At 40.6% G+C, this 21,921-nt stretch carries 20 protein-coding genes; 17 read left to right on the top strand and 3 right to left on the bottom strand.

Going from position 1 to position 21,921, the window contains the following annotated elements:
• Positions 1-245 precede the first annotated feature (245 nt).
• The 9 genes from I2H74_RS14900 to I2H74_RS14860 all read left to right on the top strand — a co-directional run bounded on the left by I2H74_RS14900 (position 246) and on the right by I2H74_RS14860 (position 10,428).
• Positions 246-875 carry a VanZ family protein gene (locus tag I2H74_RS14900; RefSeq protein ID WP_195574975.1) on the top strand — a complete coding sequence of 210 codons (630 nt, stop codon included), beginning with the start codon at positions 246-248 and terminating at the stop codon, positions 873-875.
• A 259-nt stretch (positions 876-1,134) separates the two neighbouring features.
• Positions 1,135-1,623 (top strand): YfbM family protein, encoded by a 489-nt coding sequence (locus tag I2H74_RS14895; protein WP_195574974.1) that lies wholly within the window; start codon positions 1,135-1,137, stop codon positions 1,621-1,623.
• A gap of 302 nt (positions 1,624-1,925) precedes the next feature.
• Complete coding sequence (locus I2H74_RS14890) at positions 1,926-2,243, top strand: ArsR/SmtB family transcription factor (RefSeq protein ID WP_195574972.1); 318 nt, start codon at positions 1,926-1,928, stop codon at positions 2,241-2,243.
• A 14-nt stretch (positions 2,244-2,257) separates the two neighbouring features.
• Complete coding sequence (gene arsB, locus I2H74_RS14885; protein ID WP_195574970.1) at positions 2,258-3,316, top strand: ACR3 family arsenite efflux transporter; 1,059 nt, start codon at positions 2,258-2,260, stop codon at positions 3,314-3,316.
• 22 nt (positions 3,317-3,338) lie between these two features.
• Positions 3,339-3,761: an arsenate reductase (thioredoxin) gene (gene arsC, locus I2H74_RS14880; protein WP_195574969.1), complete on the top strand. Its 423-nt coding sequence runs from the start codon at positions 3,339-3,341 to the stop codon at positions 3,759-3,761.
• Between the two features lie 60 nt (positions 3,762-3,821).
• Positions 3,822-5,165 carry an MATE family efflux transporter gene (locus I2H74_RS14875; RefSeq protein WP_195574967.1) on the top strand — a complete coding sequence of 448 codons (1,344 nt, stop codon included), beginning with the start codon at positions 3,822-3,824 and terminating at the stop codon, positions 5,163-5,165.
• A 32-nt stretch (positions 5,166-5,197) separates the two neighbouring features.
• A complete protein-coding gene (gene gshAB, locus I2H74_RS14870) occupies positions 5,198-7,531 on the top strand; it encodes a bifunctional glutamate--cysteine ligase GshA/glutathione synthetase GshB (protein ID WP_229106738.1) in 2,334 nt (777 codons plus the stop codon).
• Positions 7,532-8,082: 551 nt separating this feature from the next.
• A complete protein-coding gene (locus I2H74_RS14865; RefSeq protein WP_195574964.1) occupies positions 8,083-9,495 on the top strand; it encodes a flavin-containing monooxygenase in 1,413 nt (470 codons plus the stop codon).
• A 33-nt stretch (positions 9,496-9,528) separates the two neighbouring features.
• A complete protein-coding gene (locus I2H74_RS14860) occupies positions 9,529-10,428 on the top strand; it encodes a DMT family transporter (protein ID WP_195574962.1) in 900 nt (299 codons plus the stop codon).
• Positions 10,429-10,962: 534 nt separating this feature from the next.
• On the opposite strand, the gene I2H74_RS14855 is transcribed toward I2H74_RS14860, so the two are convergent.
• Complete coding sequence (locus I2H74_RS14855) at positions 10,963-12,492, bottom strand: cardiolipin synthase (RefSeq protein WP_195574960.1); 1,530 nt, start codon at positions 12,490-12,492, stop codon at positions 10,963-10,965.
• Between the two features lie 690 nt (positions 12,493-13,182).
• On the opposite strand from I2H74_RS14855, the gene I2H74_RS14850 reads away from it, so the two are divergent.
• The gene (locus I2H74_RS14850; RefSeq protein ID WP_195574958.1) at positions 13,183-13,791 is read left to right on the top strand and encodes a TetR/AcrR family transcriptional regulator; all 609 of its coding nucleotides are present in this window, start codon (positions 13,183-13,185) and stop codon (positions 13,789-13,791) included.
• Positions 13,792-13,804: 13 nt separating this feature from the next.
• Positions 13,805-14,872, top strand: a complete 1,068-nt coding sequence (locus I2H74_RS14845; protein WP_195574957.1) for an alpha/beta fold hydrolase — start codon at positions 13,805-13,807, stop codon at positions 14,870-14,872.
• 250 nt (positions 14,873-15,122) lie between these two features.
• Here the strand turns inward: I2H74_RS14845 and I2H74_RS24710 are convergent, their stop codons facing one another.
• Both I2H74_RS24710 and I2H74_RS14835 read right to left on the bottom strand, forming a co-directional pair.
• On the bottom strand, positions 15,123-15,356 hold the full coding sequence (locus I2H74_RS24710) for a hypothetical protein (RefSeq protein WP_229106708.1): 234 nt from the start codon (positions 15,354-15,356) through the stop codon (positions 15,123-15,125).
• 986 nt (positions 15,357-16,342) lie between these two features.
• The gene (locus I2H74_RS14835) at positions 16,343-16,969 is read right to left on the bottom strand and encodes a flavin reductase family protein (RefSeq protein WP_195574956.1); all 627 of its coding nucleotides are present in this window, start codon (positions 16,967-16,969) and stop codon (positions 16,343-16,345) included.
• 160 nt (positions 16,970-17,129) lie between these two features.
• Here I2H74_RS14835 and I2H74_RS14830 point away from each other — a divergent pair, with 160 nt between their 5' ends.
• The 6 genes from I2H74_RS14830 (at position 17,130) to I2H74_RS14805 (ending at position 21,870) form a co-directional block, all read left to right on the top strand.
• The gene (locus tag I2H74_RS14830; protein ID WP_195574954.1) at positions 17,130-17,513 is read left to right on the top strand and encodes a winged helix-turn-helix transcriptional regulator; all 384 of its coding nucleotides are present in this window, start codon (positions 17,130-17,132) and stop codon (positions 17,511-17,513) included.
• A gap of 320 nt (positions 17,514-17,833) precedes the next feature.
• Positions 17,834-18,511 carry a response regulator transcription factor gene (locus tag I2H74_RS14825; RefSeq protein ID WP_195574952.1) on the top strand — a complete coding sequence of 226 codons (678 nt, stop codon included), beginning with the start codon at positions 17,834-17,836 and terminating at the stop codon, positions 18,509-18,511.
• Complete coding sequence (locus I2H74_RS14820) at positions 18,508-19,518, top strand: HAMP domain-containing sensor histidine kinase (RefSeq protein ID WP_195574950.1); 1,011 nt, start codon at positions 18,508-18,510, stop codon at positions 19,516-19,518. Before I2H74_RS14825 ends, I2H74_RS14820 begins: the two co-directional genes overlap by 4 nt.
• 92 nt (positions 19,519-19,610) lie before the next feature.
• Positions 19,611-20,324 (top strand): ABC transporter ATP-binding protein, encoded by a 714-nt coding sequence (locus I2H74_RS14815; protein ID WP_195574948.1) that lies wholly within the window; start codon positions 19,611-19,613, stop codon positions 20,322-20,324.
• Positions 20,321-21,106, top strand: coding sequence for an ABC transporter permease (locus I2H74_RS14810; RefSeq protein ID WP_195574946.1), 786 nt, complete (start codon positions 20,321-20,323; stop codon positions 21,104-21,106). The genes I2H74_RS14815 and I2H74_RS14810 overlap by 4 nt, the downstream gene beginning before the upstream one ends.
• On the top strand, positions 21,103-21,870 hold the full coding sequence (locus tag I2H74_RS14805; protein WP_195574944.1) for an ABC transporter permease subunit: 768 nt from the start codon (positions 21,103-21,105) through the stop codon (positions 21,868-21,870). The genes I2H74_RS14810 and I2H74_RS14805 overlap by 4 nt, the downstream gene beginning before the upstream one ends.
• Positions 21,871-21,921 lie beyond the last annotated feature (51 nt).

Genomic DNA, 21,921 nt, shown 5'->3' with positions numbered 1-21,921 from the left:
CTATCCTATTAACAAGTTACAACATGGAGGAGACAAAAAAAGTTATGAACAAAATGATAATACCGCTATTAAAACTACCCAAAAGTTTGATCATGGGAATCTACTCTTGTTCAACAATGAACATCCTGTTCCCCAAAAGAGTATAAAATCAGATGTCAGAAAATAAAAGCTGGTGCTGAAAAAGATGGGGTTTGTCACTTTTTAATGAATATCATAGATTAAAATGTAAAGTTTGGAGATTCTATATGCATACAGGAGTTTTGATTAGTTATTTATATACTTATTTTTTCACTATTATTTTTTGTATTATGTTTCAAATTGGATTCTATTTTAAAGCGCAAAAAAAGATATCTATTCGGCACTTTCTATGGGTGTATGTTTTTCTGTTCTACCTTTCGCTAGTGTATAAGATGACACAGATAGCGACTGTATGGGATATAAGGAGATATGAAACATTGATTCGTGCAAGTGAAATCAACTTGATTCCATTTGCTTCTGAAGGTATAACTACGTATGTTTTGAACATATTACTGTTTATGCCGTTAGGTTTTTTATTGCCGACGATATGGCCGCAGTTTAGAACAATAAAAAAAACGGTATGTACGGGGTTCCTTTTTTCATTAGCCATTGAGTTAGGTCAATTGCTAAATCATAGAATTACAGATATTGACGATTTATTAATGAACACCCTGGGGGCGATTCTTGGGTATTTATTATATAGAGCTTTATTTAAAATGATAGATAAAAGAAATGATATAAAGCATGATAATAACTCTTCTCTAGGAATAAAATACGAGGCTATTTTTTATTTAGTATGCTCGTTTGTAGGTATGATGTTAATTTATTATCCAGCTTTATTTCGAAGAATGATCTAAATGAACATTATGATCGTCTGTATATATTATATAAAGATTGATAACTATTCATGCCGGTATGCGACTTGATAGCCGTTACTGATGATTGGACTGCTTCGCTAAGTAGTACTCCTTCAACTAGTTATGTTTTATATACATCCAGTGTAAGAAGTTCTAACGGCAACATGGGTAATATGATCCTTGAAATACACAATTCCTGAATGTTACATTTTGATTGGGCAGTATAGTCACTAATTAAAATGGAAAGAAGGATGGCTACATGGGAATGCGTGGATATTACTTTGCTTTGGATGACAACCTGGTTAAGCAGATCACAGCAGGCGACATTGCATTGAAGAGTTTGAAAATAGCCGATTATCCCGGACTGAACATTGATAGATCCTGGGAGGCGATTCACTACTTGCTTTGTGGAGATATTTCTGATGGAGAGCCACCTCTTGGCTATGTTGTTCCGCTGACGTCAGACAAAGGCATCGATTTTGGCTCATTCGGGGCGTTTTCTTTACACGCCAAGCAAGTTGCAGAAGCGCTTCAGGCTATGTCTGAACTAGATGAAGCGCAACTCCGCTTGCGGTATGATTTTTCGGCCATGGTCAAGGACGAGGTATATCCTCTCGAGCCTGACATTGTTTCAGAAGAGACTGAGGACGAGTTCTTTGCCTACCTGCTTCAGAATTTCAACGAAATCCGGCGTTTCTTTAACCAAGCTGTAGCTGAGGGCAAAGGTCTCATTTTCTATATTTTCTGATTCCAATAACTTATTTTGAATAAGACAACTTAAAGCACCTTCTAGAATGCTTCATTGCGTATGGCATGGAGACAAGCTTGAAGGTGTATTTGTGTTGAACGATGATTTTAGAGAAATGATACATTGAAAGTAACATAGGCGTTATAATATGTGCCACATCTTAGTACGAAGTCTTTTATTCTTGAATATTCGAGTGACCATGTGCTTATTTTTCCAACGGGCTCAGTCCCAATAAATAAATAGTTGATTATATAAGTGACTGATTATATAATAAACATGAAATTCAGGAGGTGTATCGATACATGATCTCAATAGAGGAAATGGCGGAACAGTTCAAGTTGTTGGGAGATAAAACTCGACTTAAGATTGTCTCTCTAGTAGCTCAACAGCAAATGTGCGTATGTCATTTAGTCGAGATATTGCAAACGACTCAACCGAATATAAGCCAGCATCTCCGAAAATTAAAAGATGCAGGCTTAGTAGTAGAAGAACGAAGAGGACAATGGATTTATTATTCACTTTCAATTGAAGATAAACCTCATTTAAAAGACGTGCTAGAGTATTTGCCGGAAATAGGGGAAGAAGAGCAGAAAAAAATGAATGAAATGGTATGTGAATAAGGAGTGTAGATGAAATGAGTCATGGAAATACGAAGAGACTCTCCTTTCTGGATCGTTATCTCACCTTTTGGATCTTTGGAGCAATGGCCATTGGATTAGGGTTAGGATATCTGGTGCCTAATTTCTCCGAAGTGCTTTCTAGTATGCAAATTGGAACAACTTCAGTACCACTTGCTATAGGTCTGATTGTGATGATGTATCCGCCGCTTGCAAAAGTGAAGTATGAAAAGCTTGGACGGGTGTTTAAGGATTGGAAGGTACTCCTACTGTCCTTAGTGCAGAACTGGATTATTGGTCCGATTCTGATGTTCTTCTTAGCTATTTTGTTTCTTAGTGATATGCCGGAGTACATGATCGGACTGATTATGATTGGGCTTGCAAGATGTATTGCCATGGTCTTGATATGGAGTGATCTGGCTAAGGGAGATCCTGAATATACAGCAGGTCTTGTCGCATTCAACTCTATCTTTCAGATCCTGTTCTATTCCGTCTTTACGTATGTCTTTATAACGGTGCTACCCGGCTGGTTTGGGGTTGAAGGTGCTGTTGTTGATGTCTCGATGGTACAGATTGCAGAAAGCGTATTGATCTATTTAGGCATTCCGTTTGCAGCAGGGTTACTGACACGTGTGATTGGAATCAAGCTTAAGGGTCAACCGTGGTATGAACAAGTGTTGATTCCGAAGATAAGTCCTCTTGCCCTTATTGCACTATTATTTACGATCATCTTGATGTTCACGCTTAAAGCAGAATTGATTGTCGAATTACCACTTGATGTAGTGCGTATTGCGATTCCTATGATCATCTACTTTGTGGTGATGTTCTTCGTATCTTTCTTCTTATCAAAAAAGTCAGGAACATCCTATCCAGTGGCTTCATCTTTATCTTTCACGGCTGCAAGCAATAACTTTGAACTCGCAATAGCCGTAGCGATTGGAGTGTTTGGTCTAGATTCAGGAGTGGCATTTGCCGCGGTAATTGGACCGCTCGTAGAAGTACCCGTGTTGATTGGGCTGGTAAATGTGTCGCTTTGGATAAAGCGGAAGTATTTCGAGCCCGCTACAAATCATTGATGAAAAGGAATGATGACTCAAGATGAAAAAACCATTGATATATTTTTTATGTACAGGAAACTCTTGTCGGAGCCAAATGGCTGACGGATGGCTTAAAGCGTTGGGAGGCGACCGTTATGAGGTTAAAAGTGCAGGATTAGAGGCGCATGGGTTGAATCCAAGAGCGGTTCAAGTAATGGGCAAAGCAGGAGTTGATATATCGAACCATACTTCTGATGTGATCAATCCTGAGATCCTCAATCATGCTGACTATGTTATAACCCTTTGTGGTCATGCAGATGAGCATTGTCCCGTGATCTCAAATCCACGTGTAGTAAAGTGGCATTGGGGATTTGATGACCCCGCGAAAGCCGTTGGAACCGAAGAGGAGATCATGGCTCATTTCTGTGAGGTGCGCGATGCAATCAAAGCCAGAATCGAATATTTCCTAACAGAAGGAAAATAATCAGTGCTTTGAACCGACCCTTTGTGGTCGGTTTTTACTTAGGATATGAAGGAGTACAGCATGAAAGGCACAACTGATTTAACCAAAGGTAAGATTATGCCGGCTTTGATGAAACTATCCCTCCCGATCATAGCAACCAACTTCATCTCCACGACTTATGGACTTGTTGATATGATGTGGGTTGGCCGGCTTGGAAGTGGTCCTGTTACAGCAATCGGGACAGCGAGCTTCTTTATAAATCTAGCGATCGCTTTGGCCACGATGATTACAATCGGAACGGGAATAAAGGTATCCCATTGTATGGGAGCAGGCGAGGGTGAAAAAGCAAAGACCTATATCAAAAATGGATTCGTCCTGTCTGTCTTGCTTGGTCTTCTTTATATGGCATTCGTCTTTTTGACAAAGGATCAGCTTATCGGTTTCTTTGATTTAGGAAGTGATGAAGTTGAGTTGATGGCGAAGCAGTTCTTATTGATCTCCATCTTGGGCACGATCTTTTCGGTCGTAAATACGTTGTACGCGACGATATTGAATGCGATGGGAAACAGCAAGCAGCCCTTTCATATCTTCACGGTTGGTCTTGTTTTCAATATCATTCTCGATCCCTTCCTGATTTTTGGTGTAGGACGTTTTGAAGGCTGGGGTGTTGCAGGAGCCGCCATTGCAACTTTAACGGCAAACCTTCTTGTGACAGTGTTATTTATCATTCAAACAAGACATTCTGAGTTGATTACCAAGTCATCCGAATGGAATAGCCGCCTCATGAAAGAAGTAATTCAAATGGGGCTGCCAATCACGATACAACGGGTGACCTTCACATTGATTTCCATCATCATAGCAAAGATCATTGTGCGATTTGGTTCAGATGCCATTGCGGTTCAAAAAGTCGGTATTCAGATTGAATCAATCTCTTACATGACCATTGGTGGGCTGCAAGGCGCTATCGCTGCTTTCTTCGGACAAAATTATGGAGCGCGTCGATTAGATCGTATCCAGCAGGGATACCAACAAGCCTTACTGCTGACGTCGGGATTCGGTATCTTTATCTCGATCATCTTTATTCTCTTCCCAGGGCAGCTCTTTTCCGTATTTTTATCTGATGAGGCGAGTTTAGCGTTGGGGACGGATTATATGCGAATCATTGGTTATTCCCAACTGTTTATGTGCATGGAGCTCATGACAGTAGGTGCCTTTAACGGAATAGGGAAAACCCATATCCCACCGATTTTCAGTATTACCTTTACAGCATTACGAATACCACTAGCTCTGATTCTATCCGAACCATTCGGCTTGAACGGGGTGTGGATGTCTATTGCATTCAGCAGTGTGTTCAAGGGAATCGTTTTAGTCCTCTGGTTTAGTAGAACACTACGCAAATTGAAAGTTCCACAAATTTCGTCTTAACCTAAGTATGAAGGAAGGTTCAACATGTGATTATGTTACATCGTGAAATCATACAAAAAATCATCGATAAATCGTTAAATAAGGACTTGTTTCGAGGCCAATTTGGCTTAGAGAAAGAGAATGTTAGGGTAGATCAAGAAGGTAAATTGGCGCTGACCCCACATCCTAAATCGTTTGGGACTAAGACGGAGAATCCCTACATCCAAACCGACTTTTCAGAGAGTCAGATTGAGATGATTACCCCATCTTTCAACACGATTGAAGAGACATATCGGTTCATGGAAGCCCTGCAGGATATTGTGTCATTGGAACTTGATGGGGAGTACTTGTGGCCAAGCAGTAATCCTCCTATCTTACCTGATGAAGAAGAGATTCCGATTGCGAAGATGAATGATCCTGTTGCGGATGAATACCGACATGAATTAGCAGATAAGTATGGTCGCAAAAGGCAACTGCTAAGTGGAATCCATTATAACTTTTCATTTGATGAACGGTTCTTACAAAAGTTGTATGAGACGCTAAGGCAAGGTGAGACCTACAAGGACTTCAAGGATGCCATTTACTTTAAGATTGCACGCAACCTGCTTCGGTATCGTTGGTTGCTCATCTATTTAACAGGAGCAAGTCCAGTCTTTGATAGGACCTATATCGACAAGTGTGTGTCATTAGGCCATTCAGATGATAACAAGAGCTACTACTTCCCGAATATGAATTCACTGCGGAATAGTGTCTGTGGCTATCGGAACGAAAAACCGTTCTATGTATCCTTTGATTCAACACAAGATTACGTACAGGATTTGAATACGTTAATTCAACAGGGCGAATTGCTAAGTGCAAAGGAATTTTATTGTCCCGTTCGCTTAAAAACAGCCAAAGGGTTGAATCCCTTAAAAGAACTTGTGGAAGACGGAGTAGCTTACTTGGAGCTGCGCTTGATTGATCTCAATCCACTACACAAGATTGGGATCAGTAAAGATACGATGTATGTTATCCATCTTTTCATTCTCTTTATGCTGCTCAAAGAAGATGAGCCTTTCGGAATGGAAGACGGGAAGATGGCGGATCTCAATCATGATCAGGTGATCATGAGCGGTATTGAAGGGAATTTACATGATTCTAGAGGCTCCCGTTACACGATGAAGGAGATAGCACTTGCTTGCATCCGTGAGATGCAAGAGATGGTGCAACTCTTGGATCCTCATCGGGGAGAGTTGATCCAAATCCTTGATGGTGAGATGCAAAAGGTCCTTTATCCCGAGTCGTGCTTTGCCTACAGGATTAAGTTGGAAATACAGAAATCCACGTACTTGAAATATCATCTGGCTAAAGCCAAAGCGTATGCCAAAGAGAGCGAGAAGAGTGGGTACCGCTTTGTTGGATATGAAGATTTAGAATTATCAACTCAATTGCTTCTAAAGGCAGCCGTGAAACGTGGGATTACGTTCAAATTCATTGATCGAGACGAGAACTTCGTTCTGCTTACGAAAGGAGATCACAAGGAATATGTAAAGCAGGCAACCAAGACGTCGCTAGATTCCTACAGTACGGTATTGATCATGGAAAATAAAATTGTGACGAAAGAAGTTCTTAAAGAGCGTGGTATTCGAGTTCCACATGGGGATGTCTTCCGTAGCCAGGAAGCGGCATTGGCTGCCTATGAGACGTACTGTGACAAAGCTATCGTCATTAAACCGAAGTCCACCAACTTTGGTTTAGGTATCACGATCTTTAATCGTGAGTTCTCAAAAGAGGACTATCAAAAAGCATTTGAGATGGCATTTAGGCACGATCAGACCGTTCTACTTGAAGCATTCATGACAGGCAAGGAGTATCGATTCCTGGTCATGGGCGATGAGGTTGTAGGGGTACTGCATCGTGTACCGGCGAATGTCGTTGGTGATGGAGTGCACACGATTGAGCAGCTCGTCCATGAAAAGAATAAAGATCCTCTACGTGGTCACGGTTATAAAACACCTTTAGAGAAGATCCAACTAGGTGAAGCAGAAACTATGTTTTTGAAGAATCATAACCATCAATGGAGTGATATCCCTTCCTTAGGTCAAGTTGTCTATTTACGGGAAAACTCCAATATCAGTACAGGTGGAGATAGTCTTGACTTTACCGATGAAATTCCTGAAAGCTATAAGCGATTAGCCATTGAATCAGCAAAAGCTGCGGGTGCTACTTTCTGTGGAGTGGACATGATGATTGATGATATTACAGTTGAAGCATCCGATTCCAATTACAGTATTATTGAGATCAACTTTAACCCAGCCATTCATATTCACTGCTATCCATACAAGGGGGAGAACCGTAAGGCGGATGAGAAAATTCTCGACTTGCTGTTTGGAGAAGTAGCAAAATAATTGCGAATGGCCGATCTACGGCGAAAGCAACGCAGGACATGTAATAGTCACCGGTTCATTATGAAAAAAGTCTAGGGTTCATATTTCGCAACAACGTAAAGTTCAATTGTTAGTCGAGAGCGTTTGTTTGGCACTTAATAAAGTTGTTGCATTAGCATAGCCCTATTTAAAGCCGCTAGGTTAAGCGGCTTTTTTTGTTTTGTAGGACCAAGTTCTTGTCCTGAGCTGAAGAAAAGACTTGATCCGATTACCTGACGGACGCTATTTGATTCCAACCAAGGAAGTTCCTTCGTTTAATGGTGCACCTTAAAAAATGTTGAAATTTAATATTAACCCTTTACATACTATAGGGGGGTAGGGTATATTATCTGTAAAATTAAGGAGGTGAGGCAATATAGATATTTCAGAAGGCCTAAATGAACATTGTTGTAACCACATCTATGCTGTTCATAAGACGGGGCAAGAAGAAGCCGCCATTCAGATAAAGTAAAGAATAACTTAACGATTAGTTCAGAAGATATTAAACCCTATTTTGAAAGGAATGAAAAATCATGAGTTTAGAAGCTTTAAATGAACAAGTAAAAAGGGATCTTTCTTATCTTGCATTTGGGGGAGAGGACTGGGTATGCCGGACCCAGCATCCTGAGGGGCATGTCTACGATGCCGTGATTGTAGGAGGGGGCCAGTGTGGCTTAGGTGTGGCCTTTGGTCTATTACGTGAAAGAATATCTAATATCCTTGTCATCGACGAAAACGTTGAAGGATATGAAGGGCCATGGATAACTTACGCTCGCATGATGACATTGCGTACGGCTAAACATTTGATATCCATTGATCTTGGCATTCCTTCTCTGACATTTCGCTCCTGGTGGGAAGCGCAATTTGGACAACAAAGTTGGGAGGACATCGATAAGATTCCACGGAACGATTGGATGAACTATTTACGTTGGTATCGAAAGATCCTTAACTTACCTGTTGTTAATGAGGTAAAGGTGAAGCTTATTGAGCCTGCAGAGGAAAATGTTTATCGATTGCATGTGGAAGGAGCAGGAGCATCTTCTCAACCATTACTGTCCCGCAAGGTTATCTTAGCTACTGGTATTCAAGGCGGAGGGGAATGGCACGTGCCATCTATGATTTCCGAGACAATGCCTCGTCACCTCTACGCACACACCTCAGAAAACATTAACTTTAAGGCCCTAAAAGGTAAGAAGATAGCCATTTTAGGCGGTGGGGCCTCAGCTTTTGATAATGCCAATTATGCATTATCTGAAGGAGTAGGTTCTGCTGACGTATTTGTTCGCCGAACGGAGATGCCACGCATTAACCCAATGCGACAAATGGTGGCGTCAGGTATAATTGAACGTTTTCATGTTCTATCTGATGCTGATAAATATTCCGTTATGGACCATTACTTTAAGCATCAACCTCCAACAAATGACACATTTGAACGTGCAGCCTCACATTCAGGCTTTGCATTACATTTAGGTGCACCATGGCTTGACGTACAGCATGAAGCTGAGAAGGCTGTTGTCACTACTCCACAAGGTAATTTCACTTTTGACTTTCTAATCATCTCCACTGGTCTTGTGACTGATCATTCTTTACGTCCAGAGCTAAAGCTTTTCGAACGCCATATTGCACGTTGGGACGACTATTATCATGCACCTTCCGAGATCGCCAACCATAGGCTTGATGCGTATCCTTACCTTGGCCCTGACTTTACTTTCACATGCCGGGACAAAAAGGATGAAAAGCTTCTTCATGGACTTTTTGTTTTTAACTATTCAGCTTTAGTTAGCTGTGGGATCACAGCCTCTTCACTCCCTGGAATGAGATATGGGATACCTAGACTCGTTTCAGCTGTAGCAGACCAGCTGTTCTATGATCATCGCGAGGAGATTCTGAAGAACTTCTTTTCTTATAATGAAGCTGAATTTGTTGGAGAATGGGCAAATACTTAGTTACCTACTTAGCTAGGAAGGGAGGATAGACAATTGGGGAAGGTCTTTACAAAATCGACGTGTGCCTTACTATTATTAGTCTTTATTTGGGGTGGAAGTTGGCCAATCTATAAAATGGCTGTGCCTTATACGCCCCCGTTATTATTTGCAGGTATGCGTACCGTAATTGGGGGCCTTATCCTTGCAGCTCTCATATATAAAATGAGGAACAGGATCAAATGGCGTGAAAATTGGTCGAAATATTGTATTTCTGCATTCCTTAATACGATTCTCTTTTTTGGGTTACAGACAGTAGGGCTTAGTTATTTGCCAGGAGGATTGTTTTCCGTGCTTGTCTATTTTCAGCCCGTTCTACTTGGATTGTTTGCTTGGATTTGGCTTGGGGAGTACATGTCGCTGTTAAAAATTATGGGCATGATTATCGGCTTTATTGGAATTGTAGTTGTCAGTGTAGACGGATTGACCGTTCATGTATCGACCATAGGTGTTGTCTTAGGGTTGCTTATGGCATTAAGCTGGGCACTTGGTGTGGTTTATGTGAAAAAGGTGAGCAGCGAAGTAGATGCTTTCTGGATGGTGTCTTTGCAGTTTATCATTGGTGGAGTTATTCTGATAGGTACTGGAACCATTGTGGAAAGCTGGTCAGCCATTGAATGGAATGGCAAGTACCTTTTTGGACTCGGATACGGTTCCACTTTCGGCATTCCACTGGCCTATATCATTTACTACAAACTTATTAATGCAGGAGAGGCGAGCAAAGTCGGGACATTCACGTTCCTTGTACCGATCATTGCCGTAATCATCAGTACGTTGTTTTTAGATGAACCGGTAACTTACCGCCTTGTCATAGGTCTGTTATTAGTAGGTGTAAGTATTTATATCGTGAATTATCGCAGTAAAAAGGTGAAGGCTTCATTATACAATAGTGCGTAGGAAAAATTTGAATATAGAATATGAGGCAGCCTTGGAACGACTTTATTGTATTATCCAAGCTGCAGAAGAACCGGAAGTATGTTAGCTAGCTTGAACAAGATATCATCGCAATTGTAGGTGGCGTTGGAGTGAAGGATGCCTATTTCAATACATGATTGGCCAAGTTAGTGGAGCAAGGTTACTTAACACGAGAGTGGGACGATCCTAGTTCGTGCCGGCATTAATTCTATGAGATTACGGGAAGCGGATATGAATTATTTTAAGTTCCTGGTGCAAGAGTTCCACCACGAGTAAAAACTCCTCAGATAGTTTACAAGCGGTTTGAGGACTATTCCAATAATTATGGGCAGATGTCATTGAATCCGTTAAATTCATAAAAAGATAACCAATAGTCTGACTTTAAGCAGTTGTACTGCTGATTTACTCTCAAGCGCCAAGCTTAAAGCTTGACGCTGGTTGGATCCTTTGAAGGGTAACGAAGATCTTTATAAAAGAAAAAAGTAATCAACTTTAAATTGATTACTTTTTAGAGATTTACAGTAGAGGAGAAATAAGACGCATAAGTGATTCAAGTATGCGTTTTTTTATACTTCGCTTTTGAAATGAATCCCAGCTAATTTCTATGGAATCTGTGAAATCTTGTTCAAAATCACTTTTTATATCTAGAACTGTTTTCGATTCATATAGAACTGCGATGAGTTCATAATTAAGCTCAAAACTACGAATATCCATATTTGCAGTACCAATTGTTGCAATTTCATCATCAACAAGGACAATCTTAGCGTGCATAAATCCATCCTTATAACGATAAATAGAGACTCCCGCTTGTAGAAGTGGTGTAAAGTATGACTGGGATGCTTGATCACTAATGATGCTGTCACTAATTCCAGGATATAAAATACGGACATCTACTCCGGAAAGTGCACTCAAACGCAGCAATGATAATGTTTCTTGATCAGGAATGAAGTATGGAGTGGCAATCCAAATTGACTTTTTCGCAGAGCCCATCACTTTTAATAAAGCATTCCGAATAACTGTATCATCTGAGCTAGGTCCACTTGCAACGATTTGTACGGCACCTTCTGCCTGATGAATTCCTTGACCTGTAAAGTATACTTTATTCATAAATTGGTCCCAAGAATAAGTATTTAATCCACTAGTCGCATAGAGTAAGTCTTCAAGGAAAATGGCTTGTAGTTTATATAATGCTTTTCCTTCTATTTTTAAATGACTATCACGCCAAATAGGAAACTTCTTTGAATTACCAAGATATTCATCCCCAACATTGAGCCCGCCTGTAAATCCAATGATCCCATCAACAATAACAATCTTACGGTGGTTACGATAATTTACAGTTTCTAATAGCCAAGGAGACAGAATAGAATCAAATTCGATTACTTCAATCCCTGCGTCTTTCATTGGTTGCAAAAAACGCCTCCGTAATTTTTTACTTCCGAGACCATCGTAAAGAAATCGTACGATAACGCCGGATTGTGCTTTTTTGATTAAGGCATCTCGAATTTTTGTACCGATTTCATCTGATCGGTAAATATAGTACTGAATGTGGATATGATGTGCAGCATTTTCAATAGCTTGTATGATTTCATTAAAGGTTTCATCACCGTTTGTTAAGAGTTTTGTTGTGGTTTCATCAGCAACAGGACCACCGCCAAATTTTTGTATCACCTGTGTCAAATAGGTAGATCGTTCATTTAAAGGAGAAGAGATATCAAAATTAAAACTTCTGTTTGCTAAAATCTCACGGAATAATTTTCTTTGTTCTTCTGAACGGTGCAAATGTTTCTTTCTTCTCCAACGGCTTCTTCCGAAAAGCAAGTAAAAAATCACACCTATAACAGGGAGAATCGCTAATACTAAAAACCAAGCCAATGTGCTTTGCGGAGATCGATTTTCAATAAAAATAACGAAGGAAATCCCTATAATTGAGGTAAACCATATTACGCCGATTAAGGTATATAAGGATATAATGGAGTTATTTAAAAGGATGAGCACAATTGCTGCAATAATAAATACAAATAGTAATTGAACAACACGATTTTTCATATGTATGCATTTCACCTATACTTTCAATAAATAAATCTTCTATGAGGAAGTTGTACTTTTATGATAAATCGTTTTCTTTACAAAGTACATCCATTTAATCACTATTTATATCATAGCTTATTTTAAGAAAATAAGGGCATTACTCCCTTGACATATAACCATTCCAGAGTAACAAAATCCGTTAGCCGCCCATGTCACGTACAATCAACATCACACCCCACAGAAAATGAAAGTTTATTACGTTCTTTCATGGGAGTTTAAGTACACTATCCCACAAGATAAACATCCATTTTAACATAAGTATCCATTGAAAAATCACCACAAAGAACAACTAAAAAGGTGACTTTTATCAAGCTTTATTATGGTTTGATGACCTTTACATTATTTAATCATCCCTACTTCATGAGCAATACGTTCAAATTCTGGATCATGTGTACTTTGCTTGATTACCCCTCGAGCAAAGCATAAGACTTGCATCTTTCCACTATTACGTTTAGCATCATGTGACTGCCGCTGATTCGTTTGAGAGTTTAGGTTAGCAGCAAGCCCACACTTGGATTCAAGAAAACGTACATGTGAATGAGGTATGGGGGGGGAAATGCTAAATATCCTTGACCATCGATAGTGATGTCATTATTATATTTATAGTGACTGTTTATATTATAAATAGTCATTAAAGGAGCGATTCCTATGCCAAAGATCATCAGCGAACAGGAAAAAGAGCACATCAAGAATGCCATGTACGTCAAAGGTATAGAGCTTATTCGTAAGAAAGGCATGAAACGAGTAACGGTCGACGATATTGCAGCAGCAGTGCAAATAGCCAAAGGTTCCTTCTATGCCTATTATTCTTCCAAGGAAGAGTTTCTCTACCACACCATTAAGCATAATGAGCAAGCCCTGCTTGACCGAATTCTTGAACTCGAAGCCAGTTCGTACAATTTCAAAGATAAGATTATACATGCTCTGCATGCCTTATACTTGGCGTCAGACAGCCTTGCATTGTATGTTCAAACATCAGACTTAGAATATCTGATGCGTAAGCTGCCAGATTCTATTCACAGCATGGAACAGGAGAAATCCCAGAATAATTTTCAACGTACGATGATTGCCCTGGGAATAGAGGATACGCAGTGTGATTATAGCGTGATAGCGAATCTAATGGATGGCTTGCACTTTGTCGCGTCCAATCCAAATTCATACAGTGAACGAGGAAGAGCACAAGCGCTGAATATTCTTGTAGAAGCAATTGCGGATTATCTAAGCAAGTTCAAGCAGAATCCAACGGAGAACCGCTAGGGAGGTATTCATTATGAATCTATCTTTATTAGCTGCTGTTGCTTGCATCAGCATCGTGTTGTATGGGTTATTCGGGACCAAGAAGCGTGCAGCAGGCTGTCACATCAATACGCCTAATGGAATAGATGAGGGCGAATATGTGACGATCGGCGGAATCCAACAGTATATCCATCATCGTGGTCAAGATAAGGAGCATCCCGTTCTCTTATTCTTACATGGCGGTCCTGGAAGTCCGATGCTTCCCTTTGCCCATGACTTTCAATTGCCATGGGAAGATCAAGTCACTGTTGTTCATTGGGAACAGCGAAACAGCGGTAAAACCTTCTTCGCCAATGATCCCAAGAAAGTCACTCCGACAACTACAATGGAGCAAGCCTTGCAGGATACTTATGAGGTTGTGAGATACTTGCAGAAGAAATATAACAAAGAGCGAATTCTTCTACTCGGCCACTCATGGGGTTCTGTCTTAGGAAGTCTATTCACCTTGCAATATCCGCATATGGTTCAAGCCTATGTAGGGGTTGGACAAGTTGTGAATATGTTTGAGAATGAGCGCATTGGCTACGAGAAAGCATTGGAGTGCAGCAGACAAGCAAGCAATCAGAAGGATATGGACGCTTTGCAGGCTCTAAGCCCTTATCCCGATCACCGATGCAGTGATGCCATGATCAATAAGCTGATGAAACTTCGTAAGCTACAGGGTAAATATAAGCTCGCGATGCAACCATCACCACGCTTAATCATGAGTGTAATATGCTCTCCCTTCTATTCGTTTAAAGATAAGAGATACTTGCTAATGAGCAATGTGCTGAACATATATCAGCGTTCTATACTAGATTCTCTGTTTGAATCCTATGATCTCCATACTGAATCTTCAGACTATCAAGTTCCCGTATTCTATATCCATGGGGAGGAGGACTGGCAGACTCCTTATCCGCTCGCCCGTACATACTTTGATCAACTCAATGCGCCAACCAAGCAATTTTACTCCATACCACATGCAGGACACGCGCCGATGATTGACCGGAAAGAACGATTTAACGAAGCATTATTCGATATAATCAATCAAATCAAACTTTAGGCAAGTGGGTATCATCGCATCCCAAACTACGGGAAATATATCTATTTTGAAGAATGTGTTTGCTTTCGAAAAGCTCCTTTTCTAAATGCCGCGCAATGCGCGGCATGCAAAACGGCAGCCTTTGATTAAATTAACGATATCAACCTTGATATGAGAACAAATCTAAAGAGCATGTATTGAAAAAAGATTGAACAAAACATTTGAGATCGTGCGAACTACCATCCGCAGCCTCGGCGATGTCGACCTGTAATCAGGGAGCAAAGACCTCTGGATTATCGTCTCGCCATGCGCCTATGCAGCCAATTAGACAGACCGTGTAGCTTCTCATCACGCTATCGATTTCACTGTCCGCATATTCAATTGCGATATTTATGCCCGGCTTGCGCCATGCCACAATTCGACCGAAAAACCCAGACCACCTACATTCTTCATCCATTTCAGGTTGACCATATGCCTTTATCGTCTGATCTGGTGTTGAGCTCATCGTGATTCCCTTGGGAAGCTTTCCAGAAAAGGGAGCTTTAATTCTGTCATCCGACCCGGGCGCAAGAAAATGTATGGCGCCAATGATCCATTCATCTTGATTTGTATATTTGAGTTCAGTCAGATCATTTATTTTGGGTGCGCGATAAATATCAATGCGTATTGATGTTTTCACAGACCAAATAATATCGTCTTTGAAATAGCTATTCGGGGGGTGGCATTCGCTTGACACCGAATGATTGCAGCAAAGTTTGAACATTCCTGGGATTATACGGATGGCCAAGCATTTTAATGAGTAGTTCAGATGGTTCTTTCATGCGTGTATACACTCCTTTCGCTTCGCTCAAGGGACACAACGTGATGAAATCGTAGCGCCCCTTGAGCGAACTTTTTCTGATAATACCATCCCCATCTCGATGTGCTGAGGTAAAACCGTTGGCTCTGTATTAATCCTTATATGCTACATTGCTTACAATTTCCCTTTCTTCTACTATACAGCCCATTCATATCAAGGTTCGTAGTCTACAACCTTATTCTCTCTTCACACATAAACAGTTGCAAGGTAAGGCCATTGAAGCACAAAAAAAAGGGACTGAGTCCCTCTTTATCAATAAGTATATTAGATTTTTACTGTACCCGTTTGTCTGTCTGATGCAATAAATAATGGATTGCCCGTTTCAGTATGTTTCACACCTGCATCTGAAGTAAAGATGATACCAATAGAAATCATCAAAAATAATAGTAAGGCACTTAACAATAAGCTTGTGGAAAAAGATTGGGAGTTTGAATTTTTCAAAAGCCACCACACCCTTTACATGGAAATACTTACTGATTTTATGATATAGTCCATTGTTAATTTGTGTCAAGGAATAAAAAAGAAATCAGGGATTTGGGCGATCCTTATTTCATTGGATTGGAAAGAGACATTCGATCATCACCGTTTGAAACGGAGAAAGTTTTGTCATGACGAAGATGATATTTGCTCCGCTATATATTAGTTACATTTATAAGTGAAAATGTAGATGTCAGTCCGGCATAGTCACCAGCTAAGCTTGCCAATGGCTTCCATTCATCCACTGCTGTTTTATAATTTCCCGCATAAGAAGCGGGATCCATTTGCACATGCTCAATGATTCCAAGAACCAGATGATCTCCACCGACGGGTATAATTCGATCGAGTTTTAGCTCGAAAGCGATCGGTGCTTCAAGTACCGCTGGTACATTGACGCATTTACAGGGCTTAGGTGTGACTCCTGCAAGTTCAAACTCATTCTTTAACGGCCCGACATTAGCGGACGAACGCTGCATCGCTTCGCCTAGAGGCTCGGAAACCATATTAATAACATACTCTCCGAGCTCACGAATATTGGTCAGCGTATCCTTGACTGTACCGTCTCGTTCGCCTACGCCAGGACCAATGGAAATCTGCAGTGTTGGTGGGTTACGGGAAGCCACAGTAAAAAAACTAAAGGGAGCCAAATTGAATACGCCTTCCTTACTTTTGGACGAAACCCACGCAATGGGTCTCGGTACAACGGAACCGATCATCAATTTATACATTTCATGCTCACTTATATCGCTCGTATTAAACTCGATTGCATCATAACTTGGCATAATGATTATCCTTTCATTACTTTCTCCGGCGGCAGTTTCGGTTTAAACTGTTAACCAGAGAGACATTAACTGCTTGCACTTGGAACTCATACTAACACATATCCTCAAAAAAATAGTATGCACTTTATAGTGTGTACTTACTTTAAGGGAAGGGAACTCGATGAAAAAACAGACCGAATCTACGGAAAAACAGAATAGCCTGACTCCGTTTGACTATACTTTAACTGTGATTGGCAGCAAATGGAAAATGAAAATCATGTATCAATTAATCCAACAAGAGGTTATACGCTACGGCGAGCTCAAGCGGCGCATTCCAAACATTACTCACAAGGTCCTGAGCTCCCAGCTGAAGGAGCTAGAAGAAAGCAATATTGTAAACCGGAAAGAATACCGACAAACACCTCCAAAGGTGGAGTATTCGTTAACTTCAAGGGGCAGAACCTTGATGCCGATTCTGGAGGCTATGTGCAAATGGGGGATGCACAATCTACCTAGTCATTTAAGTATTGAGCCTGCAGAAAATAGCAGCTACGGAACCAGATAGTAAAATGGAGGTAATTTACAACGATGTTATGGTTGAGCTGGATGTAGGGGATCGTATTATTAGCGCTGAGTTTGATTCTTAAGCCATTATCGGCGATTGTGGGGCTGGATGAAAGGTTGTTCGGATTGCACTTCCAAGGTGAAACTGTGTTTTCATTGAGTCCATTCTTAGTTCAAATTATTCTATTCGTAATTGGGATTATCATGCTTGTCATCGGCGGTATGCAAGTTGCAAAGCAGAGGAATACATAGTTGAAAGGATAGAGAGCACAACAGTTGATCTGTCTACTAGTAAACATAATTTAGAGAGTGGGATGTCACTTGAAAAGAAACGTATTATATATTGAAGATAATGAGAAAATAGGCAGTTGGGTAAAAGAAGAATTGGAACAGCGAGGATTTTCGGTTCAGTGGCTGCTTTCGGGTGAAGGAGCCGAAAGAGAAGTAAATCAGCATGAAGTCGTTATTTTGGATATCATGTTACCCGGGTTAGACGGATTTACGGTGGGAAAACGATTAAAGAAAGCAGCTCCTGCTGTTCCTATTTTGCTGTTATCTGCTCGAACATCGATAGATGACAAGGTAGATGGTTTACAATTTGCTGATGACTATTTAACGAAACCATTCCATACGGATGAATTGGTTGCAAGATTAGAAGTACTAATCCGTCGAAGAGGTGGAACACATTCCGAACGCATTTCATTAGGGGATCATATTGAAGTAGATCCGGAAGTCCAAATGGTATATGACAAACGCACAGGAGAAGAAATTATATTGACTGGGAAGCAACATCAAATTTTAATGTACTTCTTACGCCACCCCAATCAAGTTCTACCAAAAGAACAAATCTATGAAGCCATTTGGCAAGAAACTTATATCACGGGTGATAAAACCATAATGGTACATATCCATCGACTGCGTCAAAAGCTGGAACGTCATCCCGATTCTCCAGAGATTATTGAAACGTTGAAGGGAATAGGCTATCGGGTGAAACTATGAAACAGAATAGATCATTATTTCGTCGTTTTCTAAAAGCACATTTTATATTTATCTTTCTACCTCCCATTGCGCTTATTTTCTTTAGTGCGTTTGTTGGGTTTTCTGATATCCATGAAAAAGATCTAAATACGTTAAATCTATTTTACGTTACTGTGCTATTGTTTGGTTTTATTATTGTCGCATTTGTTATATTATCTTGGGTATTCTTCTTGAAACTTCAAAAACGTCTCGCCCGCTTACAGGAAGTCATGTCATCTTCTGCTAAAAATAACTCATTTCCTAAACCCATATCTGTTCAAGCGGATCGTATGGATGAGATAGACCAGTTAGGAAGTTCTTTTAATTGGATGATTCAGCAGCTTGAAGACAGTCGTAAACGAGCATATGAAGAGGAATTGTTACGGCATCGACTCATTGCGAATTTATCTCACGACTTACGAACGCCTCTTACCATTTTGAGAGGACATGTCACCAAATTAAATAAAGAATCCATGAGTTTAGAAGGACAAAACTCATTAACAGAAATCAACCATACGATTACAAGAGTCGGAGATCTAATGGATGATTTACTTACCTATACATTGCTTACCTCAGGAAAACATCCTTTTGGGCCCGTTTCAACTGATATTGGGCGTTTAGTAAGGGCATCTGTTGCTGCGTGGTATCCTGTATTTGAGGAAAAAGAAATTCAGCTCGATGTTGATTTACCGGCAGACGAAACATTTTATTGGGAAGCAGATCCTACATGGATGACACGGGTTCTGGATAATTTATTTCAGAATATTATTCGCCATGCAGCAGAGGGGAAATATGCAAACATTGTGGTTGATGTAGAAAAAGAACAGATCATTGTTGCAGACAGAGGCCCAGGTATGGATAACTCTTCCTATGAGCGTGGGGCGGGGATTGGTTTATCGACTTCAAACTATATGTTGAAAAAAATGAAGCTGACGGCTGACTTTACATCAAATGAAAATGGCACAAGAGTAGCTATTGGTAGAGCGTAACTTAAAGTTAACCCAGAAGTAAACAGCATGATAACCGAGATGTAACTTTGCTTCTTTATAATGAGAACCATAACAGAAAGGGAGTGTTATGGTTGCTTACCATTAATAACTTGGTGAAACATCGCGGAACTCAAGAAATCCTGTCAGGTATCAGTTTTAAAGCTAGACCAGGCAGAGTAACTGGTTTTTTAGGTCCAAATGGGGCAGGGAAAAGTTCTACACTTCGCATCCTGCTTGGATTAGATCGTGCCACCTCAGGGAGTGCACTCATTCATGGCAAGCCATTCGCAGAATTACATAATCCTCTAACCACAGTAGGTGCCGCACTTGATGGATTTGGTGCCCATCGTATGCGAACAGGACGGGCACATTTGCGTTGGATTGCTCGTGCCGCAGGATTGTCTCGCTCACGTGTCGAGGAAGTTCTGGAAATCGTAGGTCTTACTCATGCAGCTGGGAAAAGGATTGGGAGTTATTCCCTTGGTATGGGGAGAAGACTTGGAATGGCAGCTGCACTTCTTGGTGATCCCGAAATATTGGTCTTAGATGAACCCGTAAACGGGCTCGACCCACAAGGAATTCGCTGGATTCGGACATTTTTACGTGAACGTGCTGCGTCTGGTAACACGGTATTGCTATCCAGTCATCTCATGGGAGAGCTTGCAGAGACCGTTGATGATGTGGTGATTATTAATCATGGAAAAATCGTTGCAGATGGAACATTGGAAGAAATAATAGGTAACCATTCTTCGCTGGAGGGAGCCTTTTTTGCCCTGACATCTGAACAAGCAGGTGATGTTAGATGAGAGCATTCAACGCAGAATTATCTAAATTGTTCTCCCTGCCGAGCATTTGGCTTGCCTTTCTTATTGGAGCATTTGCCCCAGCGGTCATTGCTGCCTTGGACAGTATCGCACAAAAAGAGGAGATAATAGCTGGAGTTAGCACACGGCTATCAGAAGTTGGTTATATTGGATTAGGTTTTGGAGTACAAGGAGTCATCATCCTTGGTGTGCTTGCTGTTAGCAGTGAGTATTTGACAGAGAGCAGTGAGTCGGGTGGAGGACAACAGATTACAACAAGTTTAACGGTTGTTTCATCACGGCTTCATTTTTTGCTGGCAAAAGCATGCGCTGTGACAGTGATCAGCATATTTCTTTGTATGGTTGCTATGATGACAACTGTATCAGCAACGCATTTTATACTTGGTGAATATGCCCCTGCATTTGAATGGTCTAGACTGATCGGTGCAGTTTGTTACTGGACATTCACTGCTCTTTTAGCATTTGGGATTACTTTGCTAACTAAGAATGGCATTATCCCGCTTGCTGTGCTCATCATAAATTCATCCGTTGTATCGTTTAGTGTCCTGCTTTCTAAGATTACAAAGTTGGCGTTCTACTTACCAGATCGGGCCGGCCTTGAAATGTTTATGTTTACGAGCGACAATTTTCACACTCCGTCTACAGGCAGTTTATTCGATAGATTTCACACCCCGTTCACAGGCGGTTTAGTCATGTTTGCCTGGGTAGCCTTTTTTTTCATTATTGCAGCTATTGTATTCCATAGGAGGGACGTTGCAGCATGAGTGTCTCTTCTGGTAGAAAGATAACACAAATCCTTGGTGCTGAACTGGACAAATTAGTAACATTGCCATTGATAGGGTTCACTCTTATTGGTACATTCATTCTAAATATAATTTTAGCCGCAGCTTTTACTTCTATTGGTCTACAAGGGGCAGCAGGGACGCAAAGTATACTGAATATAGGACTTGCTTCTATGGGATATCTTCAAGCAGGGTTCATTATTCTTGGTATCTTAGCTGCTTGTTCGGAGTATACTGGTGGACAGATTCGAACTACTTTAACTACGATACCTTGGCGCGGGTTTCAATTATCCATGAAGCATTTGGCATTGGCAATTGTAACCATTCCCGTGGCGTTTATTATTACTGCATCAGGTGTGCTATATACTTTTATTATGATGAGAGACACAGCAGTAGGGTTTGAAATAGACACCATGATCAAAACAGTAATAGGTGCAACAGGTTATCTAACATTAACCACACTCCTCAGTGCAGCTATTGGTGGTTTACTGAGACGAACCGTTCCTGCTTTAGTGATACTGCTTGGTTATTACTTCATTGTCAGTCCATTAACGAAAGTTTTTCTACCTAGTATTAAAAATTATTTAAATTATTTACCGGATACGGCAGGATATTATATGTATATGCCGCCTTCCTCTGATGAACTAAATGTCCTTACACCAATGCAAGGGACAGGTATTTCAATGTTATGGACACTGATCTTTATTGCATTAGCTATTCTAGCTTTCCGTAAACGAGACGCCTAAGTTTAGGTTTCACCATTTGACAAAAAAACTCCTACATAATCGTTATTTGAT

The organism is Paenibacillus sp. 1001270B_150601_E10 (assembly GCF_015558675.1).
Classification (GTDB): Bacteria; Bacillota; Bacilli; order Paenibacillales; family Paenibacillaceae; genus Paenibacillus_B.
Note: the sequence above shows the minus strand (reverse complement) of the source record. Positions and strands in the feature narration are given on the sequence as shown.

Coding starts and splice junctions, on each gene's coding strand:
- I2H74_RS14805 (WP_195574944.1), top strand. CDS start 21,103: ATGAGTGTCTCTTCTGGTAGAAAGATAACACAAATCCTTGGTGCTGAA.
- I2H74_RS14895 (WP_195574974.1), top strand. CDS start 1,135: ATGGGAATGCGTGGATATTACTTTGCTTTGGATGACAACCTGGTTAAG.
- I2H74_RS14810 (WP_195574946.1), top strand. CDS start 20,321: ATGAGAGCATTCAACGCAGAATTATCTAAATTGTTCTCCCTGCCGAGC.
- arsC (WP_195574969.1), top strand. CDS start 3,339: ATGAAAAAACCATTGATATATTTTTTATGTACAGGAAACTCTTGTCGG.
- I2H74_RS14845 (WP_195574957.1), top strand. CDS start 13,805: ATGAATCTATCTTTATTAGCTGCTGTTGCTTGCATCAGCATCGTGTTG.
- I2H74_RS14830 (WP_195574954.1), top strand. CDS start 17,130: ATGAAAAAACAGACCGAATCTACGGAAAAACAGAATAGCCTGACTCCG.
- I2H74_RS14850 (WP_195574958.1), top strand. CDS start 13,183: ATGCCAAAGATCATCAGCGAACAGGAAAAAGAGCACATCAAGAATGCC.
- I2H74_RS14835 (WP_195574956.1), bottom strand. CDS start 16,969: ATGCCAAGTTATGATGCAATCGAGTTTAATACGAGCGATATAAGTGAG.
- I2H74_RS24710 (WP_229106708.1), bottom strand. CDS start 15,356: ATGAGCTCAACACCAGATCAGACGATAAAGGCATATGGTCAACCTGAA.
- I2H74_RS14865 (WP_195574964.1), top strand. CDS start 8,083: ATGAGTTTAGAAGCTTTAAATGAACAAGTAAAAAGGGATCTTTCTTAT.
- I2H74_RS14875 (WP_195574967.1), top strand. CDS start 3,822: ATGAAAGGCACAACTGATTTAACCAAAGGTAAGATTATGCCGGCTTTG.
- gshAB (WP_229106738.1), top strand. CDS start 5,198: ATGTTACATCGTGAAATCATACAAAAAATCATCGATAAATCGTTAAAT.
- I2H74_RS14900 (WP_195574975.1), top strand. CDS start 246: ATGCATACAGGAGTTTTGATTAGTTATTTATATACTTATTTTTTCACT.
- I2H74_RS14890 (WP_195574972.1), top strand. CDS start 1,926: ATGATCTCAATAGAGGAAATGGCGGAACAGTTCAAGTTGTTGGGAGAT.
- arsB (WP_195574970.1), top strand. CDS start 2,258: ATGAGTCATGGAAATACGAAGAGACTCTCCTTTCTGGATCGTTATCTC.
- I2H74_RS14855 (WP_195574960.1), bottom strand. CDS start 12,492: ATGAAAAATCGTGTTGTTCAATTACTATTTGTATTTATTATTGCAGCA.
- I2H74_RS14820 (WP_195574950.1), top strand. CDS start 18,508: ATGAAACAGAATAGATCATTATTTCGTCGTTTTCTAAAAGCACATTTT.